22 protein-coding genes are annotated in these 19,382 nt (G+C 63.1%); 16 read left to right on the forward strand and 6 right to left on the reverse strand.

The window, feature by feature from the left end; translation table 11 throughout:
* The first annotated feature begins 241 nt into the window (after window positions 1-241).
* Window positions 242-1,990 carry a phosphoenolpyruvate--protein phosphotransferase gene (ptsP, locus tag B0G69_RS08160; RefSeq protein ID WP_121316421.1) on the forward strand — a complete coding sequence of 583 codons (1,749 nt, stop codon included), beginning with the start codon at window positions 242-244 and terminating at the stop codon, window positions 1,988-1,990.
* Between the two features lie 84 nt (window positions 1,991-2,074).
* On the opposite strand, the gene moeB is transcribed toward ptsP, so the two are convergent.
* The 3 genes from moeB to gpmA form a co-directional block, all read right to left on the reverse strand.
* Window positions 2,075-2,833, reverse strand: coding sequence for a molybdopterin-synthase adenylyltransferase MoeB (gene moeB, locus B0G69_RS08165; RefSeq protein ID WP_121316422.1), 759 nt, complete (start codon window positions 2,831-2,833; stop codon window positions 2,075-2,077).
* A gap of 164 nt (window positions 2,834-2,997) precedes the next feature.
* Complete coding sequence (locus B0G69_RS08170) at window positions 2,998-4,575, reverse strand: S41 family peptidase (RefSeq protein ID WP_121316423.1); 1,578 nt, start codon at window positions 4,573-4,575, stop codon at window positions 2,998-3,000.
* A gap of 306 nt (window positions 4,576-4,881) precedes the next feature.
* Window positions 4,882-5,628 (reverse strand): 2,3-diphosphoglycerate-dependent phosphoglycerate mutase, encoded by a 747-nt coding sequence (gene gpmA / locus B0G69_RS08175; RefSeq protein WP_121316424.1) that lies wholly within the window; start codon window positions 5,626-5,628, stop codon window positions 4,882-4,884.
* 138 nt (window positions 5,629-5,766) lie between these two features.
* Here gpmA and B0G69_RS08180 point away from each other — a divergent pair, with 138 nt between their 5' ends.
* From B0G69_RS08180 to B0G69_RS08200, 5 genes are all read left to right on the forward strand, one after another.
* Window positions 5,767-6,192, forward strand: a complete 426-nt coding sequence (locus tag B0G69_RS08180; RefSeq protein WP_121319217.1) for a rhodanese-like domain-containing protein — start codon at window positions 5,767-5,769, stop codon at window positions 6,190-6,192.
* On the forward strand, window positions 6,189-6,449 hold the full coding sequence (gene grxC, locus B0G69_RS08185; RefSeq protein ID WP_028199035.1) for a glutaredoxin 3: 261 nt from the start codon (window positions 6,189-6,191) through the stop codon (window positions 6,447-6,449). Before B0G69_RS08180 ends, grxC begins: the two co-directional genes overlap by 4 nt.
* A 162-nt stretch (window positions 6,450-6,611) precedes the next feature.
* On the forward strand, window positions 6,612-7,082 hold the full coding sequence (secB, locus tag B0G69_RS08190) for a protein-export chaperone SecB (RefSeq protein ID WP_074762880.1): 471 nt from the start codon (window positions 6,612-6,614) through the stop codon (window positions 7,080-7,082).
* A gap of 22 nt (window positions 7,083-7,104) precedes the next feature.
* Entirely contained in the window at window positions 7,105-8,103 is a 999-nt protein-coding gene (locus tag B0G69_RS08195) for an NAD(P)H-dependent glycerol-3-phosphate dehydrogenase (protein WP_121316425.1), read from the forward strand.
* A 109-nt stretch (window positions 8,104-8,212) separates the two neighbouring features.
* Complete coding sequence (locus tag B0G69_RS08200; RefSeq protein WP_121316426.1) at window positions 8,213-8,761, forward strand: O-acetyl-ADP-ribose deacetylase; 549 nt, start codon at window positions 8,213-8,215, stop codon at window positions 8,759-8,761.
* Here B0G69_RS08200 and trmL read toward each other — a convergent pair.
* Both trmL and B0G69_RS08210 read right to left on the reverse strand, forming a co-directional pair.
* Complete coding sequence (gene trmL, locus B0G69_RS08205) at window positions 8,734-9,204, reverse strand: tRNA (uridine(34)/cytosine(34)/5-carboxymethylaminomethyluridine(34)-2'-O)-methyltransferase TrmL (RefSeq protein ID WP_121316427.1); 471 nt, start codon at window positions 9,202-9,204, stop codon at window positions 8,734-8,736. The genes B0G69_RS08200 and trmL overlap by 28 nt on opposite strands.
* 18 nt (window positions 9,205-9,222) lie before the next feature.
* The gene (locus tag B0G69_RS08210) at window positions 9,223-9,924 is read right to left on the reverse strand and encodes a ComF family protein (protein WP_121319219.1); all 702 of its coding nucleotides are present in this window, start codon (window positions 9,922-9,924) and stop codon (window positions 9,223-9,225) included.
* Between the two features lie 167 nt (window positions 9,925-10,091).
* On the opposite strand from B0G69_RS08210, the gene B0G69_RS08215 reads away from it, so the two are divergent.
* From B0G69_RS08215 to B0G69_RS08245, 8 genes are all read left to right on the forward strand, one after another.
* Window positions 10,092-11,057: a methyltransferase domain-containing protein gene (locus B0G69_RS08215; RefSeq protein WP_121319221.1), complete on the forward strand. Its 966-nt coding sequence runs from the start codon at window positions 10,092-10,094 to the stop codon at window positions 11,055-11,057.
* Between the two features lie 295 nt (window positions 11,058-11,352).
* Window positions 11,353-11,826, forward strand: a complete 474-nt coding sequence (locus B0G69_RS08220) for a DUF2244 domain-containing protein (RefSeq protein WP_121319223.1) — start codon at window positions 11,353-11,355, stop codon at window positions 11,824-11,826.
* A gap of 66 nt (window positions 11,827-11,892) precedes the next feature.
* The gene (gene coxB, locus B0G69_RS08225; protein WP_121316428.1) at window positions 11,893-13,503 is read left to right on the forward strand and encodes a cytochrome c oxidase subunit II; all 1,611 of its coding nucleotides are present in this window, start codon (window positions 11,893-11,895) and stop codon (window positions 13,501-13,503) included.
* A gap of 44 nt (window positions 13,504-13,547) precedes the next feature.
* On the forward strand, window positions 13,548-15,161 hold the full coding sequence (gene ctaD, locus B0G69_RS08230) for a cytochrome c oxidase subunit I (RefSeq protein ID WP_121316429.1): 1,614 nt from the start codon (window positions 13,548-13,550) through the stop codon (window positions 15,159-15,161).
* A gap of 117 nt (window positions 15,162-15,278) precedes the next feature.
* Window positions 15,279-15,413, forward strand: a complete 135-nt coding sequence (locus B0G69_RS41725; protein ID WP_241991354.1) for a cytochrome oxidase small assembly protein — start codon at window positions 15,279-15,281, stop codon at window positions 15,411-15,413.
* A 48-nt stretch (window positions 15,414-15,461) separates the two neighbouring features.
* The gene (locus B0G69_RS08235; RefSeq protein ID WP_121316430.1) at window positions 15,462-16,076 is read left to right on the forward strand and encodes a cytochrome c oxidase assembly protein; all 615 of its coding nucleotides are present in this window, start codon (window positions 15,462-15,464) and stop codon (window positions 16,074-16,076) included.
* A 35-nt stretch (window positions 16,077-16,111) separates the two neighbouring features.
* On the forward strand, window positions 16,112-16,321 hold the full coding sequence (locus tag B0G69_RS08240) for a DUF2970 domain-containing protein (RefSeq protein ID WP_042328736.1): 210 nt from the start codon (window positions 16,112-16,114) through the stop codon (window positions 16,319-16,321).
* Between the two features lie 138 nt (window positions 16,322-16,459).
* Window positions 16,460-17,317 carry a cytochrome c oxidase subunit 3 gene (locus B0G69_RS08245; protein ID WP_121316431.1) on the forward strand — a complete coding sequence of 286 codons (858 nt, stop codon included), beginning with the start codon at window positions 16,460-16,462 and terminating at the stop codon, window positions 17,315-17,317.
* Between the two features lie 190 nt (window positions 17,318-17,507).
* Here the strand turns inward: B0G69_RS08245 and B0G69_RS08250 are convergent, their stop codons facing one another.
* Window positions 17,508-17,717 (reverse strand): twin transmembrane helix small protein, encoded by a 210-nt coding sequence (locus B0G69_RS08250; RefSeq protein WP_121316432.1) that lies wholly within the window; start codon window positions 17,715-17,717, stop codon window positions 17,508-17,510.
* Between the two features lie 111 nt (window positions 17,718-17,828).
* Here B0G69_RS08250 and B0G69_RS08255 point away from each other — a divergent pair, with 111 nt between their 5' ends.
* Both B0G69_RS08255 and B0G69_RS08260 read left to right on the forward strand, forming a co-directional pair.
* Entirely contained in the window at window positions 17,829-18,545 is a 717-nt protein-coding gene (locus tag B0G69_RS08255; RefSeq protein WP_121316433.1) for an SURF1 family protein, read from the forward strand.
* A 215-nt stretch (window positions 18,546-18,760) separates the two neighbouring features.
* Entirely contained in the window at window positions 18,761-19,366 is a 606-nt protein-coding gene (locus B0G69_RS08260; protein ID WP_241991355.1) for a cytochrome C oxidase subunit I, read from the forward strand.
* Window positions 19,367-19,382: the final 16 nt, after the last annotated feature.

Below are 19,382 nucleotides of genomic sequence, written 5' to 3' on the forward strand. Positions count from 1 at the left end.
AGCGCGAGAGAATGGGCGGACAGGTGCGGGGAAATCGGCTTGCCTGTCTGCGCATAGGCGTGATCAACTTGCCGGAATGCAAACCTGCTGAAGGCGCATTGTCATGTCGATGACGATAATTGTTGCTGCGCTGCACATAGCCCTGCCGTACTTGCAGAGGGTGCGGAATTTATAATGACCAGCAGAGTCTGAGAGCACTGCAGCGGTTTGCCGCGGCATTACACAACTAGAGGAGGTGCGCGTGTCCTTCACGCTGCATGGAATTCCCGTGTCACGCGGTATCGCCATCGGGCGGGCCTATCTGATCGCCCCGGCAGCACTTGACGTAGACCACTATCTGATCGAACCCGCCCAGATCGAGGGCGAGGTCGAGCGTTTTCGCGCGGCTCAGCAACACGTGCATCGGGAGCTCGACACGCTGCGCGCCGATCTCGCCGCAGACGCGCCCAGCGAAATGGGCGCGTTCATCAATGTTCATTCAATGATCCTGAACGATGCGATGCTCGTGCAGGAAACCATCGACCTGATCCGCACGCGCCGCTACAACGTGGAGTGGGCGCTGACCGAACAACTCGAGCGCCTGTCGCGTCACTTCGACGACATCGAAGACGAGTACCTGCGCGAGCGCAAAGCCGACATCGAGCAGGTGGTGGAGCGCGTGCTGAAGGCGCTCGCGGGGGCATCGGCGACGCTCGGTGGCGGCGTGCACGGCGCCTGCGACGAGATGATCGTGGTCGCGCACGACATCGCGCCGGCCGACATGATGCAGTTCAAGACGCAGACGTTTCAGGGCTTCGTCACGGACCTCGGCGGCCGCACGTCGCATACGGCGATCGTCGCGCGCAGCCTGGGCATTCCGGCCGCGGTCGGCGTGCAGCACGCAAGCGCGTTGATCCGTCAGGATGACCTGATCATTGTCGACGGTGATCACGGCATCGTGATCGTCGATCCCGCGCCGATCGTGCTCGAAGAGTATTCGTATCGGCAAAGCGAAAAAGAGCTGGAGCAACGCAAGCTGCAGCGCCTGAAATTTTCGCCGACGCAAACGCTGTGCGGCACGCGCATCGAACTGTGCGCGAACATCGAGCTGCCGGAAGACGCGCGCGCCGCGGTCAACTCGGGTGCGACCGGCGTGGGTCTGTTCCGCACCGAGTTCCTGTTCATGAATCACAAGCACCGCTTGCCCGAGGAGGAAGAGCAGTTCGCCGCGTACCGCCGGGCCGTCGAGTTGATGAACGGTTTGCCGGTCACGATTCGCACCATCGATGTCGGCGCCGACAAGCCGCTCGACTCCATGGGCGGCGGCGACGGCTACGAGACCGCGGCGAATCCCGCGCTGGGGCTGCGCGCGATTCGCTGGAGCCTCTCGGAGCCGCAGATGTTCCTCACGCAGTTGCGCGCGATTCTGCGCGCGTCGGCGTTCGGCACGGTGAAGATTTTGATTCCGATGCTCGCGCACGCGCAGGAAATCGACCAGACGCTCGATCTGCTGCGGGAAGCCAAGCGCCAACTCGACGATGCAGGCATTGCCTACGATCCCAACGTGCAAGTCGGCGCGATGATCGAGATCCCGGCGGCCGCCATCGCATTGCCGCTGTTTCTGAAGCGGCTCGACTTCCTGTCGATCGGCACCAACGATTTGATCCAGTACACGCTGGCGATCGATCGCGCGGACAACGCGGTGGCGCATCTATACGACCCGCTGCATCCGGCTGTACTGCATCTGATCGCGTTCACGCTGCGCGAGGCGAGGCGCGCTGGCGTGCCGGTGTCGGTGTGCGGTGAGATGGCGGGGGATCCGGCGTTGACGCGCTTATTGCTGGGCATGGGCCTCACCGAGTTCTCGATGCATCCGAGCCAGTTGCTGGTGGTCAAGCAGGAGGTGCTGCGCTCCCATCTCAAGACGCTCGAGAAGCCGGTGGCCGACGTGCTGGCTTCGTTCGAACCGGAAGAGTTGCAGGCCGCGCTCAAGCGCGTCGCGCAGGCCTGAGCGCGAGGCTGGTTCTTCGCATGAAAAAACGCCGCATGCGGCGTTTTTTTTATTCAGCGGTTCGTTAGCGTAGGCATCGCGCCGTCAAGCGTGATGCCTTTGTCCACATACCGGGCAATCCGGTTGGCGCCCGATTCGCATCGTGTTCCATTCCATCCGCAGCGAATCGAGCATCATCAGACGGCCCTGCAGCGGCGTGCCGATCGTCCCGATCACCTTGAGCGCTTCAGCGGCCTGCATCGAACCGATGATGCCCACCGTCGGCGCGAACACCCCCATCGTCGAACACGCGACTTCCTCGAACGGCTGGTCCTCGGGAAACACGCATGCATAGCAGGGCGATGCTTCGTCGCGGAAATCGAACGTGCTGATCTGGCCGTCGAAACGCAACGCCGCGCCCGACACCAGCGGCACGCCGTGCTTCACGCAGGCGCGGTTGATCGCGTGGCGCGTCGCGAAGTTATCGGTGCAATCGAGTACGACGCTCGCGTGCGGTACTTCGCGATCGAGCCAGGCGTCATCGGCGCGCTCGGCCACCGCGTTCACCGTCACCTCGGGATTGATCTGCGCAAGCGAATCGCGTCCCGACTCCACCTTTTTGCGCCCGACCGATGCACTCACGTGCAGGATCTGCCGCTGCAGATTGGTCAGGTCGACCGTATCGGCATCGACCAGCGTCAAGCGGCCGACGCCAGCCGCCGCGAGATACATCGCAGCGGGCGAACCCAACCCGCCCGCGCCGACGATGATCGCGTGCGCGTCGATAAAGCGCTGCTGCGCCTCGATGCCGATTTCGTCGACGAGAATATGGCGGGAGTAGCGAAGGAGTTGATCGTCATTCATGGCGGGGGCGCGTGAGTATGTCGCGCAAAGGGAAGCAGACTTGCGGTCTGCCGCGCGCGTTTCGTTGTTGTTATTTTAATCGCGCCAAGGGTGAGGCTCGTTGCGGGTCTTGCTGAGTGTCTTCGCAGCATGATTCGCTGCGAAGACACGCGAGGGTTTGCTGCTTACTTGCTTTGTGTAGCCGGAGCCGAAGCGGGCGCGACGGCCGATGCACCCGGAACCGGTTGCGTCGGTTTCACCGCGACCGGCGCGGACGCCGACGTGGCCGGCTTGCTCTGCGCGAGACGGCGCTCGGTCAGCGACTTCGATTCCTGCACCGGCTTGCCCTGGAGCTTGGCCAGCGCCTGTTGCAGCATGAAGTCGTCGGCCGAACCAAATTCCACCGGCTTGCGCTCACGATCCTTCTGACGCTGTTCCGGCGTCTTCTTGTCGTTCGCTTCTTCGAGCTGGCGCAACTGGTCCATGCGTTCCTGTTCGCGCTGTTCCGCTTCCTTCTTCTCGTTCGGGTCCTGCGTGTTCGCGAGGTGGTTCGAGTAGTCGACTTCGCGGGTCACGAGTGCGTCGTCCGGATCGCCTTCCGCGTATTGGTCGACCGCGATGTCAGGACGGATGCCCTTGTTCTGGATCGAACGGCCGCTCGGCGTGTAGTAGTACGCGGTGGTCAGGCGCAGCGCAGTATCCGCGGTCATGGGGCGCACGGTCTGCACCGAGCCCTTGCCGAAGGTGGTCTTGCCGACGATCAGCGCGCGATGCTGATCCTGCAGTGCACCTGCGACGATTTCCGAAGCCGACGCCGAGTAGGCGTTGGTCAGCACGATCATCGGCACGGTCTTGAAGATGGCCGGGATGTCCTTCAGCGGATCGCTGTCGAAGGATTGCAGGCGGTAGTTGTCGTACGTGTCGCGATAGACCTGCTTCGAATCCGGAATCTGGCCGTTGGTCGACACCACCACCGAATTCGGCGGCAGGAACGCGCCGGCTACGCCAACCGCGCTTTGCAGCAAACCGCCGCCGTTGTTGCGCAGGTCGAGCACGAGGCCCTTCAGATTCGGCTCCTGACGCGCGATGTCCTGCAGCTTCGCCGCGAGATCAGGCGTGGTGCGTTCCTGGAAACTGGTGACGCGGACATACGCGAATCCCGGCGCAATGACCTTGCCCTTGACCGACTGGACCTTGATGATCGCGCGCGTCACCGTGAGCGGGAACGTGCGGTCGTCGGACTTGCGGAAGATCGTGAGCGTGACCTTGGTGCCCGGCTCGCCGCGCATCTGCTTGACCGCCCGGTCGAGCGTCATGCCGCGTACAGGTTTGTCGTTGATGCGTGTGATCAGGTCGCCCGGACGGATGCCGGCGCGAAACGCGGGCGTGTCTTCAATGGGCGAAATCACCTTGATCAGGCCGTCTTCCGACGAAATCTCGATGCCCAGACCCGCGAAGCGGCCCTTGGTCTGCTCCTGCAGTTCCTCGTAATCGGTCTTGTCGAGGTACGACGAGTGCGGGTCGAGGCTCGACACCATGCCCTTGATCGCGGAGGTGAGAAGCTTTTTATCGTCGACCGGTTCGACGTATTCGTGCTTGATTTGCCCGAACACTTCGGCAAAGAGCCTGAGTTGGTCTAACGGCAGGGGTGCGGCGGCGGCACTAGCGGGTTGCTGGGCCGAGGCGGAAAGTTGCAGGGTGGCAAATGCACCGGTAGCAAGGCCCGCGGCAATCAGGCCGATATTTTTCAGGTTCTTTCGCATAGAGTCTGTTGCGGTCGGAAGCGCGTGGCAGCGTCGATAGGATTTGGACGGACAAGTATAACTGCACACCCGCCTACTCAGGGGCAGGGCGGGCAAAGGTGATTCGACAGTGCGAACCGGAGCTGGTTCGTGAGATTGAGCCCGCGCGAGCGAAGTAATGTGCCGTAACACGCCCAAGGCGGCCAGAAGGGTGCGCGTGCGTGAAGCGGGCCACGCCAGCCGGTACGTGTTGCCGGTCGGCGCAGCCGGCGGACCGCGGCGCCCGTGCATGTTCAATGCACGGGGTTCGCGGCCGGCTGGGCGGAATCAGCCCGCCTTGCCCTGCTTGGCGACCGCGGCTTGCGCTTTGGCGATTGCTTCCTGGTCACCCAGATAGTAGTGCTTGATCGGCTTCAGGTTCTCGTCGAGTTCATAGACGAGCGGTACGCCGTTCGGAATATTGAGGCGGACGATGTCGCTGTCCGAGATGTCGTCGAGGTACTTGACCAGCGCGCGGATCGAGTTGCCGTGCGCGGCGATCACGATCTTGCGGCCCGACTTGATGGCCGGCGCGATCGACTCGTTCCACAGCGGCAGCACGCGAGCCACCGTGTCTTTCAGGCATTCGGTGAGCGGCAGCTGTTCGCGCGGCACCTTCGCGTAGCGCGGGTCGTCGTACGGCGCACGTTCGTCCGTCGGCTCCAGCGCCGGCGGCGGCGTGTCGTAGCTGCGACGCCACACCAGCACCTGCTCGTCGCCGAACTTCGCGGCGGTTTCCGCCTTGTTCAGGCCCGACAGCGCGCCGTAATGACGTTCGTTCAGGCGCCACGAGTGAATGACCGGCAGGTACATCAGATCCATCTTGTCCTGCACGTGCCACAGCGTGCGGATCGCGCGCTTGAGCACCGATGTGTAGGCGATATCGAACGTGTAGCCGGATTCCTTCAGCAGCACGCCCGCCTGCTGCGCTTCACTGTTGCCCTGTTCGGTGAGGTCGACGTCCACCCAGCCGGTGAAGCGGTTTTCCTTGTTCCACGTCGATTCGCCGTGGCGGATGAGAACGAGTTTGTACATGAGATTGCCGGTCGGTAGTAAGGAAGCGGTAAAGCGCAGCGGGGATGCCTCTGGAGGAGCACCGCCATCGCGTCAGACGGTTATTTTATAATGGGTGGATTGCCCTTTTCGATTTCTCTCTTTTTCGGCGGATTTTCCGTGAAGTTTTTCACTGATTACACAAACCTTGTACTGATCGCGATCGTCCTCATCTCCGGTGGGTTGCTGCTGTGGCCGACGATCAGCCGGCGCGGTCGCGGTGGCCTGTCGGCCGCTGAAGCCACCCAACTGATCAACCGGCGCAATGCGGCGGTCATCGATCTTCGTTCGTCCGCCGACTTCGCCCTGGGGCATTTGCCCTCGGCACGGCACCTTGAATTTGCGCAGTTGCAAGCGAAGGTCGCGCAACTCGTGAAGAACAAGAGCAACCCGGTGCTGCTGGTGTGTCAGACCGGCCAGCAGTCGAACAAGGCAGCGCGTATCGTGCAGGATGCGGGATACGCGGAAGTCCACGTTCTCGAAGGCGGTGTCGACGCCTGGCAGAAAGCCGGTATGCCGGTTGTGAAACAAGGAGCAGCCAAGTGAACAAAGTGATCATGTACAGCACCCAGGTGTGCCCGTATTGCCAGATGGCCGAACGTCTTTTAAAGTCGCGCGGCGTCGAGCACGTTGAGAAGGTACTGATCGACAAGGACCCGGCCCGTCGTGAGGAGATGATGACCCGCACCGGTCGTCGCACGGTGCCGCAGGTGTTCATCGGCGAGACGCATGTCGGCGGGTACGATGACCTGTCCGCGCTCGACCGCGCGGGCGGTCTGATGCCGCTGCTCGAAGCCGCCTGACTTCGCGCGTCCTCCGCACATCTGCGGACGGCCTGAGCGGGCGGTTGAAATACAAGCCGGCGCGTGCCTGCCCCGCGAGGGCGGGCGGCGCGCCGCAACGATCCGGCGGCCCATGGAATCATGGGTCGCCACCATGCACACCTATCAGGGAATCACTCAATCATGTCCGACGAGAATAACCAGCCGTTCTTCAACATCCAGCGTATCTATTTGAAGGACATGTCGCTCGAGCAGCCGAATTCGCCGGGCATCTTCCTCGAGCAGGAAATGCCGTCGGTCGAAGTCGAAGTCGACGTGAAGGCCGAGCGTCTCGCCGACACCGTGTTCGAGATCCTCGTGACGGGCACAGTCACGGCCAAGGTGTCGGACAAGGTTGCATTCCTGATCGAAGCCAAGCAAGCCGGTATTTTCGACATCCGCAACATCCCCGCAGAGCAGATCGATCCGCTCGTCGGCATCGCCTGCCCGACGATCCTGTTCCCGTACCTGCGCTCGAACATCGCCGACGCGATCACCCGCGCCGGTTTCCCGCCGATCCACCTCGCCGAAATCAACTTCCAGGCACTGTACGAGCAACGTCTCGCGCAGATGGGCAGCCAGGAAGGCGCGGCGCAGAACGGCGTCACGCACTAAGGTGCCGCAGGCAGTGCCGGCTATGAAGGTTGCTGTCCTCGGCGCCGGCGCATGGGGCACAGCCCTCGCCGGCCATCTGGCCTTACGGCACGACACGGTGCTGTGGGCGCGCGAGCCCGCGCTCATTGCCGATCTCTGCGCGACGCACGAAAACGCCCGCTACCTGGCGGGCGTTGCTTTGCCGCCCGCGCTTCGCTACGAAGCGGACCTGAACGCGGCACTCGAGCACGCCCTTGCCGATGAAGCGCTATGCGTCGTGGCCACCCCCGTGGCCGGCCTGCGTGGGCTGCTTCGAACGATGCGCGACGCGGGCAAGGTGCCTGCGCACCTGGTGTGGTTGTGCAAGGGCTTCGAAGCCGATTCGCAGTTGCTGCCGCATCAGGTGGTCGCGGCCGAGCTGCCGGCGCATGGCAGCAACGGCGTGCTGTCCGGTCCGAGCTTCGCGCGCGAAGTCGGGCAGGGCTTACCGGTCGCATTGACGATCGCCAGCGCGTCGGCGGCATGCCGCGAGAACACGGTTGCCGCGTTTCACCACGACGCCATGCGCATCTATACCGGCGACGACGTCGTCGGCGTGGAAGTGGGCGGGGCGGTGAAAAACGTGCTGGCCATCGCAACGGGCATTGCCGACGGTCTCGGGCTCGGTCTCAATGCACGTGCGGCGCTGATCACGCGCGGACTGGCCGAAATGTCGCGCCTCGGCGTGACGCTCGGCGGACGTGCTGAGACGTTCACCGGCCTGACCGGTCTCGGCGATCTGATCCTGACCGCGACCGGCGACCTGTCGCGCAATCGCACGGTTGGCGTGCAACTTGCCGCGGGCCGCACGCTCGACGACATTCTCGGTGCCCTCGGTCACGTGGCCGAGGGTGTCCGCTGCGCGCAAGCGGTTCTCGCCATTGCCCGCGCGCACGCGATCGAGATGCCGATCACGCAAGCGGTGTGCGCCGTGCTATTTGACGGCGTAGCGCCTCGCGACGCCGTCAGCGCCCTGCTGCGGCGCGATTCCAAGGCTGAATAAGCGCTGTTTTGATCGATCAGTTTCAGCCGTTTAGCGCGTCACTGCGTTGAACGGCTGCCCTTCATCGCTGTCCACGTTTTTATCGACGCTTCGGATCAGCGAGGTTCCCATGCTCACTGTCAATGCTTGCACGTTGGAAGCGCGTGTGGTCGACATCACCACGCTTGCAGTGGACGCGATCGTCAACGCTGCGAATACGTCGCTGCTGGGCGGCGGCGGTGCGGACGGCGCGATTCATCGCGCAGCCGGCCGCGACTTGCTGCGCGAATGTGAAACGCTGGGTGGTTGTGCGACCGGGGACGCCAAGCTCACCGGCGGCCACCGCTTGCCGGCCAAATATGTGATCCACGCAGTCGGCCCGGTATGGCGGGGTGGGACGCATGGCGAAGCCGATCTGCTCGCCTCCTGCTATCAGCGCTCGCTGGAGGTGGCGCGCGAGGCGCAGTGCCGGAGCATCGCGTTTCCCGCGATCAGTTGTGGCATCTACCGTTTCCCCGCCGACGACGCGGTGCGGATCGCGCTCGCAACGGTGCTCGACACCTTGCCGCGCGCGCCGCACATCGAACAGGTGGTGTTCGCCTGTTTCGACGACGCGATGTTCGCGCGCTACGAGGCCGAATTGAAGCGCCGTCAGGCGCCGCCGTCGAAGCCGGTCTGACGCCAGGCCTCGAACACCACCACCGCGACGGTATTCGAGAGGTTCAGGCTGCGGTTGCCCGGGCGCATCGGCAGGCGCACGCGCTGCCCGTTCGCGAACTCGTCGAGCACGGCGTCGGGCAGGCCGCGCGTTTCGGCGCCGAACACGAACCAGTCGCCCGCCTGAAACGCGTGCTCGTGAAAGCGGCCCGAGCCGCGCGTGGTGAACGCGAACATGCGCGCCGGATCCGGCGCTTCCTTGGCGACGAAGGCGGCCCAATCGGCATGCACGTTCATTTGCGCATACTCGTGATAGTCGAGGCCGGCACGGCGCAGCTTGGCGTCGTCGAGCGGGAAGCCGAGCGGCTCGATCAGATGCAGCCGCGCGCCGGTGTTGGCGCACAGGCGAATCACGTTGCCGGTGTTCGGCGGAATTTCCGGTTCTACGAGAACGACATTGAACATAGTGAGGCCAGGTAAAGACTAGTTTTTCGGTGTGCGCAGCGCGACGAAGTTCGTGACCCGCCGCGCACCGGCAGCTTTTAGCGTACGGGCGAGCGCTTCGAGCGTCGCGCCGGTCGTCATCACATCGTCGACCACGCCGACGTGCAGCCCGCGCACGGTCCGTGCGACCCGAAATGCGCGGCCGACGTTCAGCCGGCGCGCGTCGAGGTCGAGCCGCGATTGTGGTGCGGTGTGGATCGCGCGATGCAGCAAGGTGGCGTCGCTGCGCACGTCGAGCGTGCGGGCCAATGGCTTGGCGATCTGCCATGCCTGGTTGTAGCCGCGCTCAGTGAGACGCTGGCCCGCCAAGGGCACCGGCGCGATCACGTCGGGGCGCTCGGACTCATCTTGCCAGGCGTCCTGCGCAAGCCGCGCGAGGCGCTGCGCGAACTCCTGCGCCAGCATCAGCCGGGCGCGGAATTTCAGGCCGACCGCGAGCGTGTCGAGCGGTGCGCGATAGTCGGCGAGCGCGAAGGTCGCATCGAACGGCGGCGCTTGCGCGACGCAATCCGCACAGCGATATCGCGCATGAGCGGCCCATCGCGTTGCCGGCAAGGGCACCGCGCATGCCGTGCATCGCAACCGGCTTTCGTTCCAGTAGGCTTCGTCGCAACCGGCGCACAACGTCTTGTGCGACAAATTGCCGCAGAGTGCGCAGAGGTTCGGCAATGCCGCGTGCATCACGTGCGGCCATGCCGAATGCAAGCCGCATGTGAAACGCGCGAATCTGCCGCGTGAAGACGAAGAAAGTGGTCGGAATGGCACGAGTGGGCGCCCGCGAAGGCCTTTCACACTGAAGGGAAGGAAGCGAACGAGTATACTTCGTGCTCTACGCCAGCACGACACTCATGCCCCCAACTTCCGCTCAATCAGGCCGTCCGGCCTATGATTCACGGCGCCTCCGGCGTATTTTCGACCGCCGCGCCGCACGGTTCGACGAGGTTGCGTTCCTGCCGCGCGAGATCGCGCAACGCATGCGCGAGCGTCTCGACTACATCAAGGTCGCGCCGTCGAGCGTGCTCGACGCGGGCTGCGGTGTGGGCGAAGACATCCCCGCGCTGCGCGAGCGCTTCCCCGAAGCGCCGGTGTTCGGCTCCGATCTGTCGCACGGCATGCTGACGCATGCACTTCACCACGATGCCGGCGACACGAGCTGGCGGCGCTTTCTGCCGGCCTCACTCGGCAAGGCGCTCGGCGCCCGCGGTCCGCGCTTCGCGCAAGCGGACTTCTCCGCGCTGCCGTTCGCGGCCGGCGCCTTCGAATTCATCTGGTCCAATCTCGCGCTGCACTGGCACTCGCGGCCCGATCTCGTATTCCCGGAATGGCAGCGCGTGCTGAAGGTCAATGGCCTGCTGATGTTCAGCACGCTCGGCCCCGACACGCTCAAGGAATTACGCGGCGCCTACGCCGAAGTCGAAGCCGCGCACGGCGTCGCCTCGCGCAAACACGTGATCGACTTTGTCGATATGCACGACCTCGGCGACATGCTGGTCGAAAGCGGCTTCGAGATTCCGGTAATGGACCAGGAAGTGCTCACCATCACCTATAAGTCGCCGGGATCGTTGCTTGCGGACGTGCGCCGCTGGGGCGCGTATCCGTTCGAGCGCGAAGCGTCCTCGAGCGCGGTCGCGCGCAGATTGCACAAAGCGTTGCTGGCGGCGCTCGAAGCCCGTCGCCGGGCCGACGGCACGATCGCGCTGACCTTCGAGGTGATCTACGGGCACGCATGGAAAGCCGTGCCGCGCACGACGGCCGAAGGGCATGGCATCGTGCGCATCGAGGATATCGGACGGGGTTCGGCGAGGAATCGTTGAAGCGGTAAAGACGACATCTGTTATGTCTGAAATTTGCACTTCAAAAGACCCGCAAAAGGCGGGTCAAAACGGCGCTAAGGCTTGTCCCGCCTGGCTTGTGGGCCAATTGGGGCTTGCTTGTGGATGCTATGGATCGCGCCTATAATGCGTCAGTTTGTCGCCCGGAGTTCCCACATTTGGGGCGGCAGGCCCGAGGCATAGGGTTGCAACATGCGGTGACGCGGTAGAGGGTTCGCGCGGCCGGAATCGATGGCCGCAAGGAATGGCCGAAGTTGGCGATTCGCAGGAGGCAGCGGTGGGCGCATCAGATCTGCTGGCGGATTCAGAACCGGTTCTCAAGGACTGGACGATGAAGCGCAACTGTTCGATATCGCCCCGGCAGTTCATCTGTCTCTACGTTTCGCTTGCGCTGTTCTCGCTGGCAATTGCTTTCATGCTGGTTCTGGTCGGCGCCTGGCTGGTGTTGCCGTTCACCGGGATCGAATTGCTCGCGGTGGGCATCGCCTTTGCCATTTATGCGCGTCATGCTGTCGATTACGAACGTATCCGGTTGTTCCAGAGCCGGTTGGTAATCGAGCAGGTCAGCGCCGAGCAGCTCACGCAGTTTGAATTCAATCCGCGCTGGGTGCGGATCGAGCCGGGCGCAACGCCGCGTGACCAGATCAAACTGGTCTCGCGCGGCCAGACGATCATGATCGGGCAACATCTCGCGCAGTATCGGCGCGCGCAGTTCGCAGGCGAATTGCGTATGTGGCTCTCCCGCTGTTAGATGGGGCGAGTCACGCGGCGTTCAAGGGGAGTGCGAGAGAGGCTGCCAGCGGGGTCGAGGGTTTGAATGGAAAATTTGGGTAAGGAAGCTATGAAAACAATCAAGCGAGCGCTCATGAGCGTGCTGGCGATGAGCGGACTGCTTTTCGCCGGTGCTGCCCTGGCAGTGGGCGATGCTCCGGGCGGCCCTGCCGTCAACGCGATCAATCTCCAGCCGCCTGCGACGAGAATCGCCGAGGAGCTCTTCAGCCTCCACATGTTCATGCTGGCTCTTTGCACCGTAATCTTTGTCGGCGTGTTCGCCGTCATGTTCTATTCGATCTTCGCGCACCGCAAATCGAAGGGCCACAAGGCTGCGAATTTCCACGAAAGCACCACCGTCGAAATCATCTGGACGATCGTACCGTTCGTCATCGTCGTGCTGATGGCGCTGCCCGCCACCCGCACCGTCGTCGCGATGAAAGACACCACGAACGCCGACCTCACGATCAAGGTCACCGGCTACCAGTGGAAATGGGGCTACGACTACGTGAAGGGTCCGGGCGAGGGCATCAACTTCCTGTCCACCCTGGCTACGCCGCGCGCGGAAACCGATGGCCACAAGCCGATTTCCACGCTGTATCTGCAGGAAGTCGACAATCCGCTGGTCGTTCCGGTCGACAAGAAAATCCGCATCATCACCACCGCGAACGACGTGGTCCACTCCTGGTACGTGCCGGCCTTCGGCGTGAAGCAGGACGCGATTCCGGGTTTCGTGCGCGACACGTGGTTCAAGGCTAACCGGATCGGCACGTTCCGCGGCTTCTGTACTGAGCTGTGCGGCAAGGAACACGCGTTCATGCCGGTAGTGGTCGAAGTGCTTTCCGCCGACGACTACGCGAAGTGGGTCGACGCCCAGAAGAAGAAAATGGCCGCTGGCCAGGACGATCCCAACAAGACCTACACGATGGCCGAGCTGATGGAGCGCGGCGGCAAGGTGTACGCGGCGAACTGCGCGGTCTGCCACCAGCCGACCGGCAAGGGCGCAGGCGCGTTCCCTGCGCTCGATGGCAGCAAGATCGCCAACGGCGCGATCGCCGAGCACGTGAGCCTCGTGCTGAAGGGCAAAAACGCGATGCCTTCGTGGGCGCCGACGTTGAACGACGTCGAAATCGCATCGGTGGTCACGTACGAGCGCAACTCGTGGGGCAACCACACCGGCGACATTCTCCAGCCGAAGCAGGTTGCGGATGCCCGCAACGGCAAGCTGCCGGAAGGCGGCAACCATCTGGCCGACGCGGGTGCCGCGGCCAGCGGTGCAACGGCGGCTTCGGGCGCGCAAGCTGCTGCGTCCAGTTCGGACAGCGCGGTTGCAACGCAGGCTGCACTGCCGGCAAGCATCTACTTCGAAACGGGCAAGAGCACGCTGCCGGCCGACGCGCAGGCGGCGGTCGACGCGGCCGCGGCCTACGCGAAGGCGCATCCGGACGCAAAATTCACGCTGTCGGGCTTCACCGACGCCACCGGCTCCGCCGACCTCAACGCGAAGCTCGCGAAGAGTCGTGCCGAAGCCGTGCGCGACGCACTGAAAGCAGCCGGCATTGCCGAAGACCACATTATTTTGAAGAAGCCGGAAACGATCACGGGCGGCACCGACGCGAAAGAAGCCCGGCGTGTTCAGATCAGCCCGGCTGCCTGACGTGTTCATGATCAGCACCGCAGAATTCGCTTTAGGAGATTGTCATGTCTAGCATCGGACACGATGTAGTCGCGGGCCACGAGCACGTGCACGGCGACCATGCCCACGAAACGCCGCATGGCTGGCGCCGTTGGCTGTTCGCAACCAATCACAAGGACATCGGTACGCTGTACCTGATCTTCTCGTTCACCATGTTCCTCTCCGGGGGCGTGATGGCGCTGGGAATCCGTGCCGAGCTGTTCGAGCCGGGTCTGCAGATCATGCGTCCGGAGTTCTTCAACCAGTTGACCACCATGCACGGCCTGATCATGGTGTTCGGCGCGATCATGCCGGCCTTCGTCGGTTTCGCGAACTGGATGGTGCCGCTGCAGATCGGCGCATCGGACATGGCTTTCGCGCGGATGAACAACTTCAGCTTCTGGCTGCTGCCGGTGGCGGCGGTGCTGCTGGTCGGTTCGTTCTTCTCGCCGGGCGGCGCAACTGCTGCGGGCTGGACGCTTTACGCACCGTTGTCCACGCAGATGGGCCCGGGCATGGACTTCGCGATTTTCGCGATCCACCTGATGGGTGCTTCGTCGATCATGGGCGGCATCAACATCGTCGTGACGATCCTGAACATGCGCGCACCCGGCCTCACGCTGATGAAGATGCCGATGTTCGTGTGGACATGGCTGATCACCGCGTACCTGCTGATCGCCGTGATGCCGGTTCTGGCTGGCGCGATCACGATGGTGCTGTTCGACCGTCACTTCGGCACGTCGTTCTTCAACGCGGCAGGCGGCGGCGACCCGGTAATGTACCAGCACATCTTCTGGTTCTTCGGGCACCCTGAGGTGTACATCATGATCTTGCCGGCGTTCGGGATCGTGTCGCAGGTGATCCCGGCGTTCTCGCGCAAGCCGCTGTTCGGCTATAGCTCGATGGTGTACGCGACCGCGTCGATCGCGATTCTGTCGTTCATGGTCTGGGCGCACCACATGTTCACGACCGGCATGCCGGTGACGGGCCAATTGTTCTTCATGTACGCGACGATGCTGATCGCGGTGCCGACCGGCGTGAAGGTGTTCAACTGGGTCGCGACGATGTGGCGCGGTTCGTTGAGCTTCGAAACGCCGATGCTGTTCGCAGTCGGCTTCCTGCTGGTGTTCACGTTCGGTGGTCTGTCGGGCCTGATGCTGGCGATGGCGCCGCTCGACATCCAGTATCACGGTACCTATTTTGTCGTGGCGCACTTCCACTACGTGCTGGTGGCGGGCTCGCTGTTCGCGCTGTTCGCCGGCTGGTACTACTGGTCGCCGAAGTGGACCGGCTGGATGTACAACGAAACGCGCGGCAAGATCCACTTCTGGGCGTCGATGTTCTTCTTCAACCTCGCGTTCCTGCCGATGCACTTCGTCGGTCTCGCCGGTATGCCGCGTCGTTACGCCGACTACCCGGCTCAGTTCACCGACTGGAACCAGGTCATCTCGATCGGCGCATTCGGCTTCGGTCTCGCTCAGGTCTACTTCCTGTTCGCGGTTGCGCTGCCGGCCTACCGTGGCGGCGGCGAGCACGAAGAAGCCGGCGACAAGCCATGGGACGGAGCAACGGGCCTCGAGTGGACCGTGCCGAGCCCGGCTCCGTTCCACACGTTCGAACATCCGCCGACGGTTGAATAAACGGTCTTCGGCGAGATGCCCGGCTCCGGCGTCGCATTACTGCGTGGCGTGGAACCGGGCACCCGCCGGGCGGCGGCCGCAACCCGCCAGTCACGGAAAGTATTCAGAAAGTCGAGCATGACGCGCAATCCACAGGAACGACGTACACCGGAGCAGATCCGCGCGGGCAACAGGCGAATGGGTCTTGTGATGTTCGCCATCGCAGCGATCTTTTTCGCGAGCGTCATCATCAAGCAGTGCTGGTTCGCCTGAGGCAGCCTTGGCCGTTCGAGTCTGTATGCAGGTTTGTTGAGGATTGAGATGTCGACGCAACCGCCGGCTCAGGCCGACCGCTCTTTCAACCGTTCGATGCTGATCAAGCTGTTCATCGTCGCCTTGATGATGTTCGGCTTCGGCTTCGCGCTGATACCGATGTATCGCGCGATCTGCCAGATCACCGGCGTGAACAACCTCGTGCAGCGCGATGCCACGGCGCGCGAGGCGAAGAATACGCAGGTCGACATGAGCCGCACGATTTCGATCGAGTTCGACGCGAACGCGCGCGGCCCGTTGGGTTTCAAGCCGGAGCAGCGCAGCCTCGACGTGCATCCGGGCGAAGTGACGACGGTGATGTACGAGGTGAGCAACGAACAGGCGCGCACGATTCAGGCGCAAGCGATTCCGAGCTACGCGCCGAAGCAGGCTACCGAGTACTTCAAGAAGATCGAGTGCTTTTGCTTTACGCAGCAGACGTTGACAGCGAATCAGACCAAACGGATGCCGGTGGTGTTCGCGGTCGATCCGAAGTTGCCGAAGGATGTGAAGACGATCACGTTGTCGTACACGTTCTTCGAGTTGAGCACGCCGGCAGCGGCGAAGGCCGGGAGCGCGGGGCCCACGGCCAATACGGCGGCAACTGCGGCCAATCCCGCCTGATGGCGCGAGCCGCGAGCGAAGGAAGACGAGACAAGATGAGCGAGAACGGCGGTAGTCCGCGCAAGAGTAGTTTCGGTCAGTCGATGCGGGCCGTGCTGTGGTCGTTTTTCGGCGTGCGCAAGCGCCGCGATCTGGAAGCGGATGCGACGCAGTTAAACCCGCTGCATGTGATCGCGGCGGCGCTGATCGCCACGGCTATCCTGATTGGCGTGCTGATCCTGGTCGTGCGCGTCGTGGTGGGATAGACGTTCGGGCGCACACGCAGCGAGCAGGGCAAGGCGAAGCAGGGCCCACGAATTAGAGTGAAGCGGTGCGGTATCGACGCGCCGCCGAAGATACAGCCGGTGATTCCGGAACAACTGGACTGAAGTGGAGAATCAAGAATGAGCGGTCAAAACGAGAGCCCGTACTATTTCGTACCGCATCCGTCGCGGCATCCAATCAGCGCCGCCACCGGCTTGCTGGTCATGCTCGGATCGCTTGCGGCCTGGATCAACGAACAAAGCTGGGCGCCGATCGGCGTCTTCGCCGGTTTGTTGTGGCTGCTCTTTACGCTGTGGCACTGGTTTGGCGACGCGATCGCCGAGTCGGAAGGCGGCATGTACGGCAAGAACGTCGACAAGTCGTATCGCTGGAGCATGAGCTGGTTCATCTTCTCGGAAGTGATGTTCTTCGGCGCGTTTTTCGGTGCGCTGTTCTATGCGCGTGAAATTGCGATGCATCAACTCGGCAGTCTCGATTACAAGCTGATCTGGCCGGATTTCTCGGCGGTGTGGCCGAACAACGGACCGGCTGCGCTCGTGTCGACCTACAAGTCGATGCAGCCGTGGCCGGTGCCGACCATCAACACGGCGCTGCTGTTGTCCTCGGGCGCCACGCTGACGGTTTCGCACCACGCGCTGCGTGAAAATCATCGCAAGAAGGCGATCGTCTGGTTAGCGGCGACGCTCGTGCTCGGCGTCAGCTTCCTGTTCCTGCAAGGTTTCGAGTATTTCCACGCGTACAACGAACTGAATCTGACGCTGTCGTCGGGCGTGTATGGTTCGACGTTCTTCCTGCTGACGGGCTTCCACGGTTTCCACGTGTTCCTCGGCGGCACGATGCTGGCGGTGGTGCTGGCACGCTTGATCCGTGGCCACTTCACGGCGGAGCATCACTTCGCGTTCGAAGGCGCCGCATGGTACTGGCACTTCGTGGACGTCGTGTGGCTCGGGTTGTACGTCGTCGTGTACTGGCTGTAACGGAGTTTGGCCTGCGCCGACCGGCTAACCGGACCGCGTGCAGGCCGTTCGCGCGAGGCCCTTCGGGGCGGGGCGCACGAGCAGCATGCAAGCACGCAAGTCGCGCCGCCCTCGACCCTGTCGGGGCGGCGTTTTGTTTGGCTGCGAGTGGCTGCGGTCGGCAGCGCGAGGGTTCGTCCGCCGTACCCGGTCAACGCCCGTAAGGAATACCGGTCGATTGAATCCAGCCCATCCAGTGCGCGAACAGGATGAACAGAAACAGGGAAATCGAGAGGCCTACCCGCGTGGCGAGCGACCAGACCATCCGCTTGGTTTTGCCCTTGTCATGCATCATGAAGTACAGCGCCGACACCATGCTGGCGATGATCAGAGCGAAGGCAATGGGAACGAGAATGTGCATGGAACTGGTTGAAACCAGGAAGCGCAGAGGCAAGAAGTTTATTATCGCACCGTGCGTGAGCGTTTGCCGCCGGTTCCAGCTGGTGCCGCAAGCCGTGTCGGAGCGTGTTCGATGAAGTTCCGGCTGATTCCCGTGCTGCTGATTCTGCTGGTGATCGTCGTGACGGTGCGGCTCGGTTTCTGGCAGCGCGAGCGCGCGCATCAGAAGGAAGCGCTCGAAGCGCACATCACGCAGTTCGAAAACGCGCCCGCGCAGCCGGTGAGTGCCGCGCCGGTCGAACTGAAGGACATCGAATTTCATCGCGTGAAGGCGCGCGGCAGTTTTGTCGCGGACAAGGTCGTGTACCTGGATAATCGTCCGTATAACGATCAACCGGGCTTTTACGTCGTGATGCCTTTTAAACTGGCCGGCGGCGGTTATGTGCTGGTCAACCGCGGCTGGCTGCCGCGCAACATGCGCAGTCGCGAGACCATCGCGCCGTACACGACGCCGCAAGGCGAAATCGAGATCGAAGGGATCGCGCGGGCCGACGCGTCGCGCGCGTTCGAGCTGGGGCAGGGCGGTTCGGCCGCGCATCAACTGATCCGCCAGAATCTGGATATCGCCGCGTATGCCGCGGAAACCGGGCTGCCGTTGCAGTCGTTCGTGATTCAGCAACTGAGCGACGACGGCGACAAACTGGTGCGCGACTGGCCCGCGCCGACAAGTGGTGTCGAGCGCAACTACGGCTACATGTTCCAGTGGTGGGGCATGGCGGCCGCAGCCCTGGCCTTCGGGCTGTACGCCGCGCGCCGCGCCGGCAAGAAAGAGCATGCACCGGGCGCGTAATCGGAATGTGGCCTGCGCTCGGGCCGCGTCGTGAGAAAGAGCAACGCGCGGGGCGCGTGGCGAAACAGAGCACACGCTGCGCGCGTGACGCAGCACATACGGCTTAACGGTCCGGTAAATAACGGCCAGGCCGCGCAATCATTGAAAGAGGTCCTGTAGTGTCGACGCAATCTCCCCGTTCGCCGCGAGCCGGCAAACCCGCCGCATCGAAAGCGATGCCCGGCCAACCCAATGGCAAAGGTTCCTGGCAGCGCGGCCGCTGGATGCTGCTGCTGCTGGCGATCATCTGCGCCGCGCCGATCGCCGTGTCGTATTTCATGTACTACGTGATCAAGCCGAGTGGCGGCAGCACGAGCTATGGCACGCTGGTCGACCCGCAGCGGCCGATTCCCGACTCGCTCGTGGTCACCGGCGAAGACGGCAAGCCGCTCAAGTTGGCGACGCTGCGCGGCCGCTGGCTGCTGGTATCCGTCGACAATAGCGCATGCGACAAAGCGTGTGTCACCAAGCTCTACTTCATGCGACAAATCCGCGCAGCTCAGGGCCCGGAACGCCAGCGCCTCGTGGAAGTGTGGCTACGCACCGATGCGGGCAAGGTCGCCGACGTGATACAAACCGCCTACCCGGACACCGACATGCTGGTCGCCGATCCAGCGCAGGTGTCCGCATGGCTGCCCGCCGACACGGGCACCCAGATTACCGACCACATCTACATGGTCGATCCGAACGGCAATCTGATGATGCGTTTTCCGAAAGATCCGAACCCCAGCAAGATCAAGGGCGACGTGACCAAGCTGCTCAAATGGTCGAGCATCGGCTGATGCCGCAACCAGGCTA

The organism is Paraburkholderia sp. RAU2J, assembly GCF_003634845.1.
Lineage (GTDB): Bacteria > Pseudomonadota > Gammaproteobacteria > Burkholderiales > Burkholderiaceae > Paraburkholderia > Paraburkholderia fynbosensis.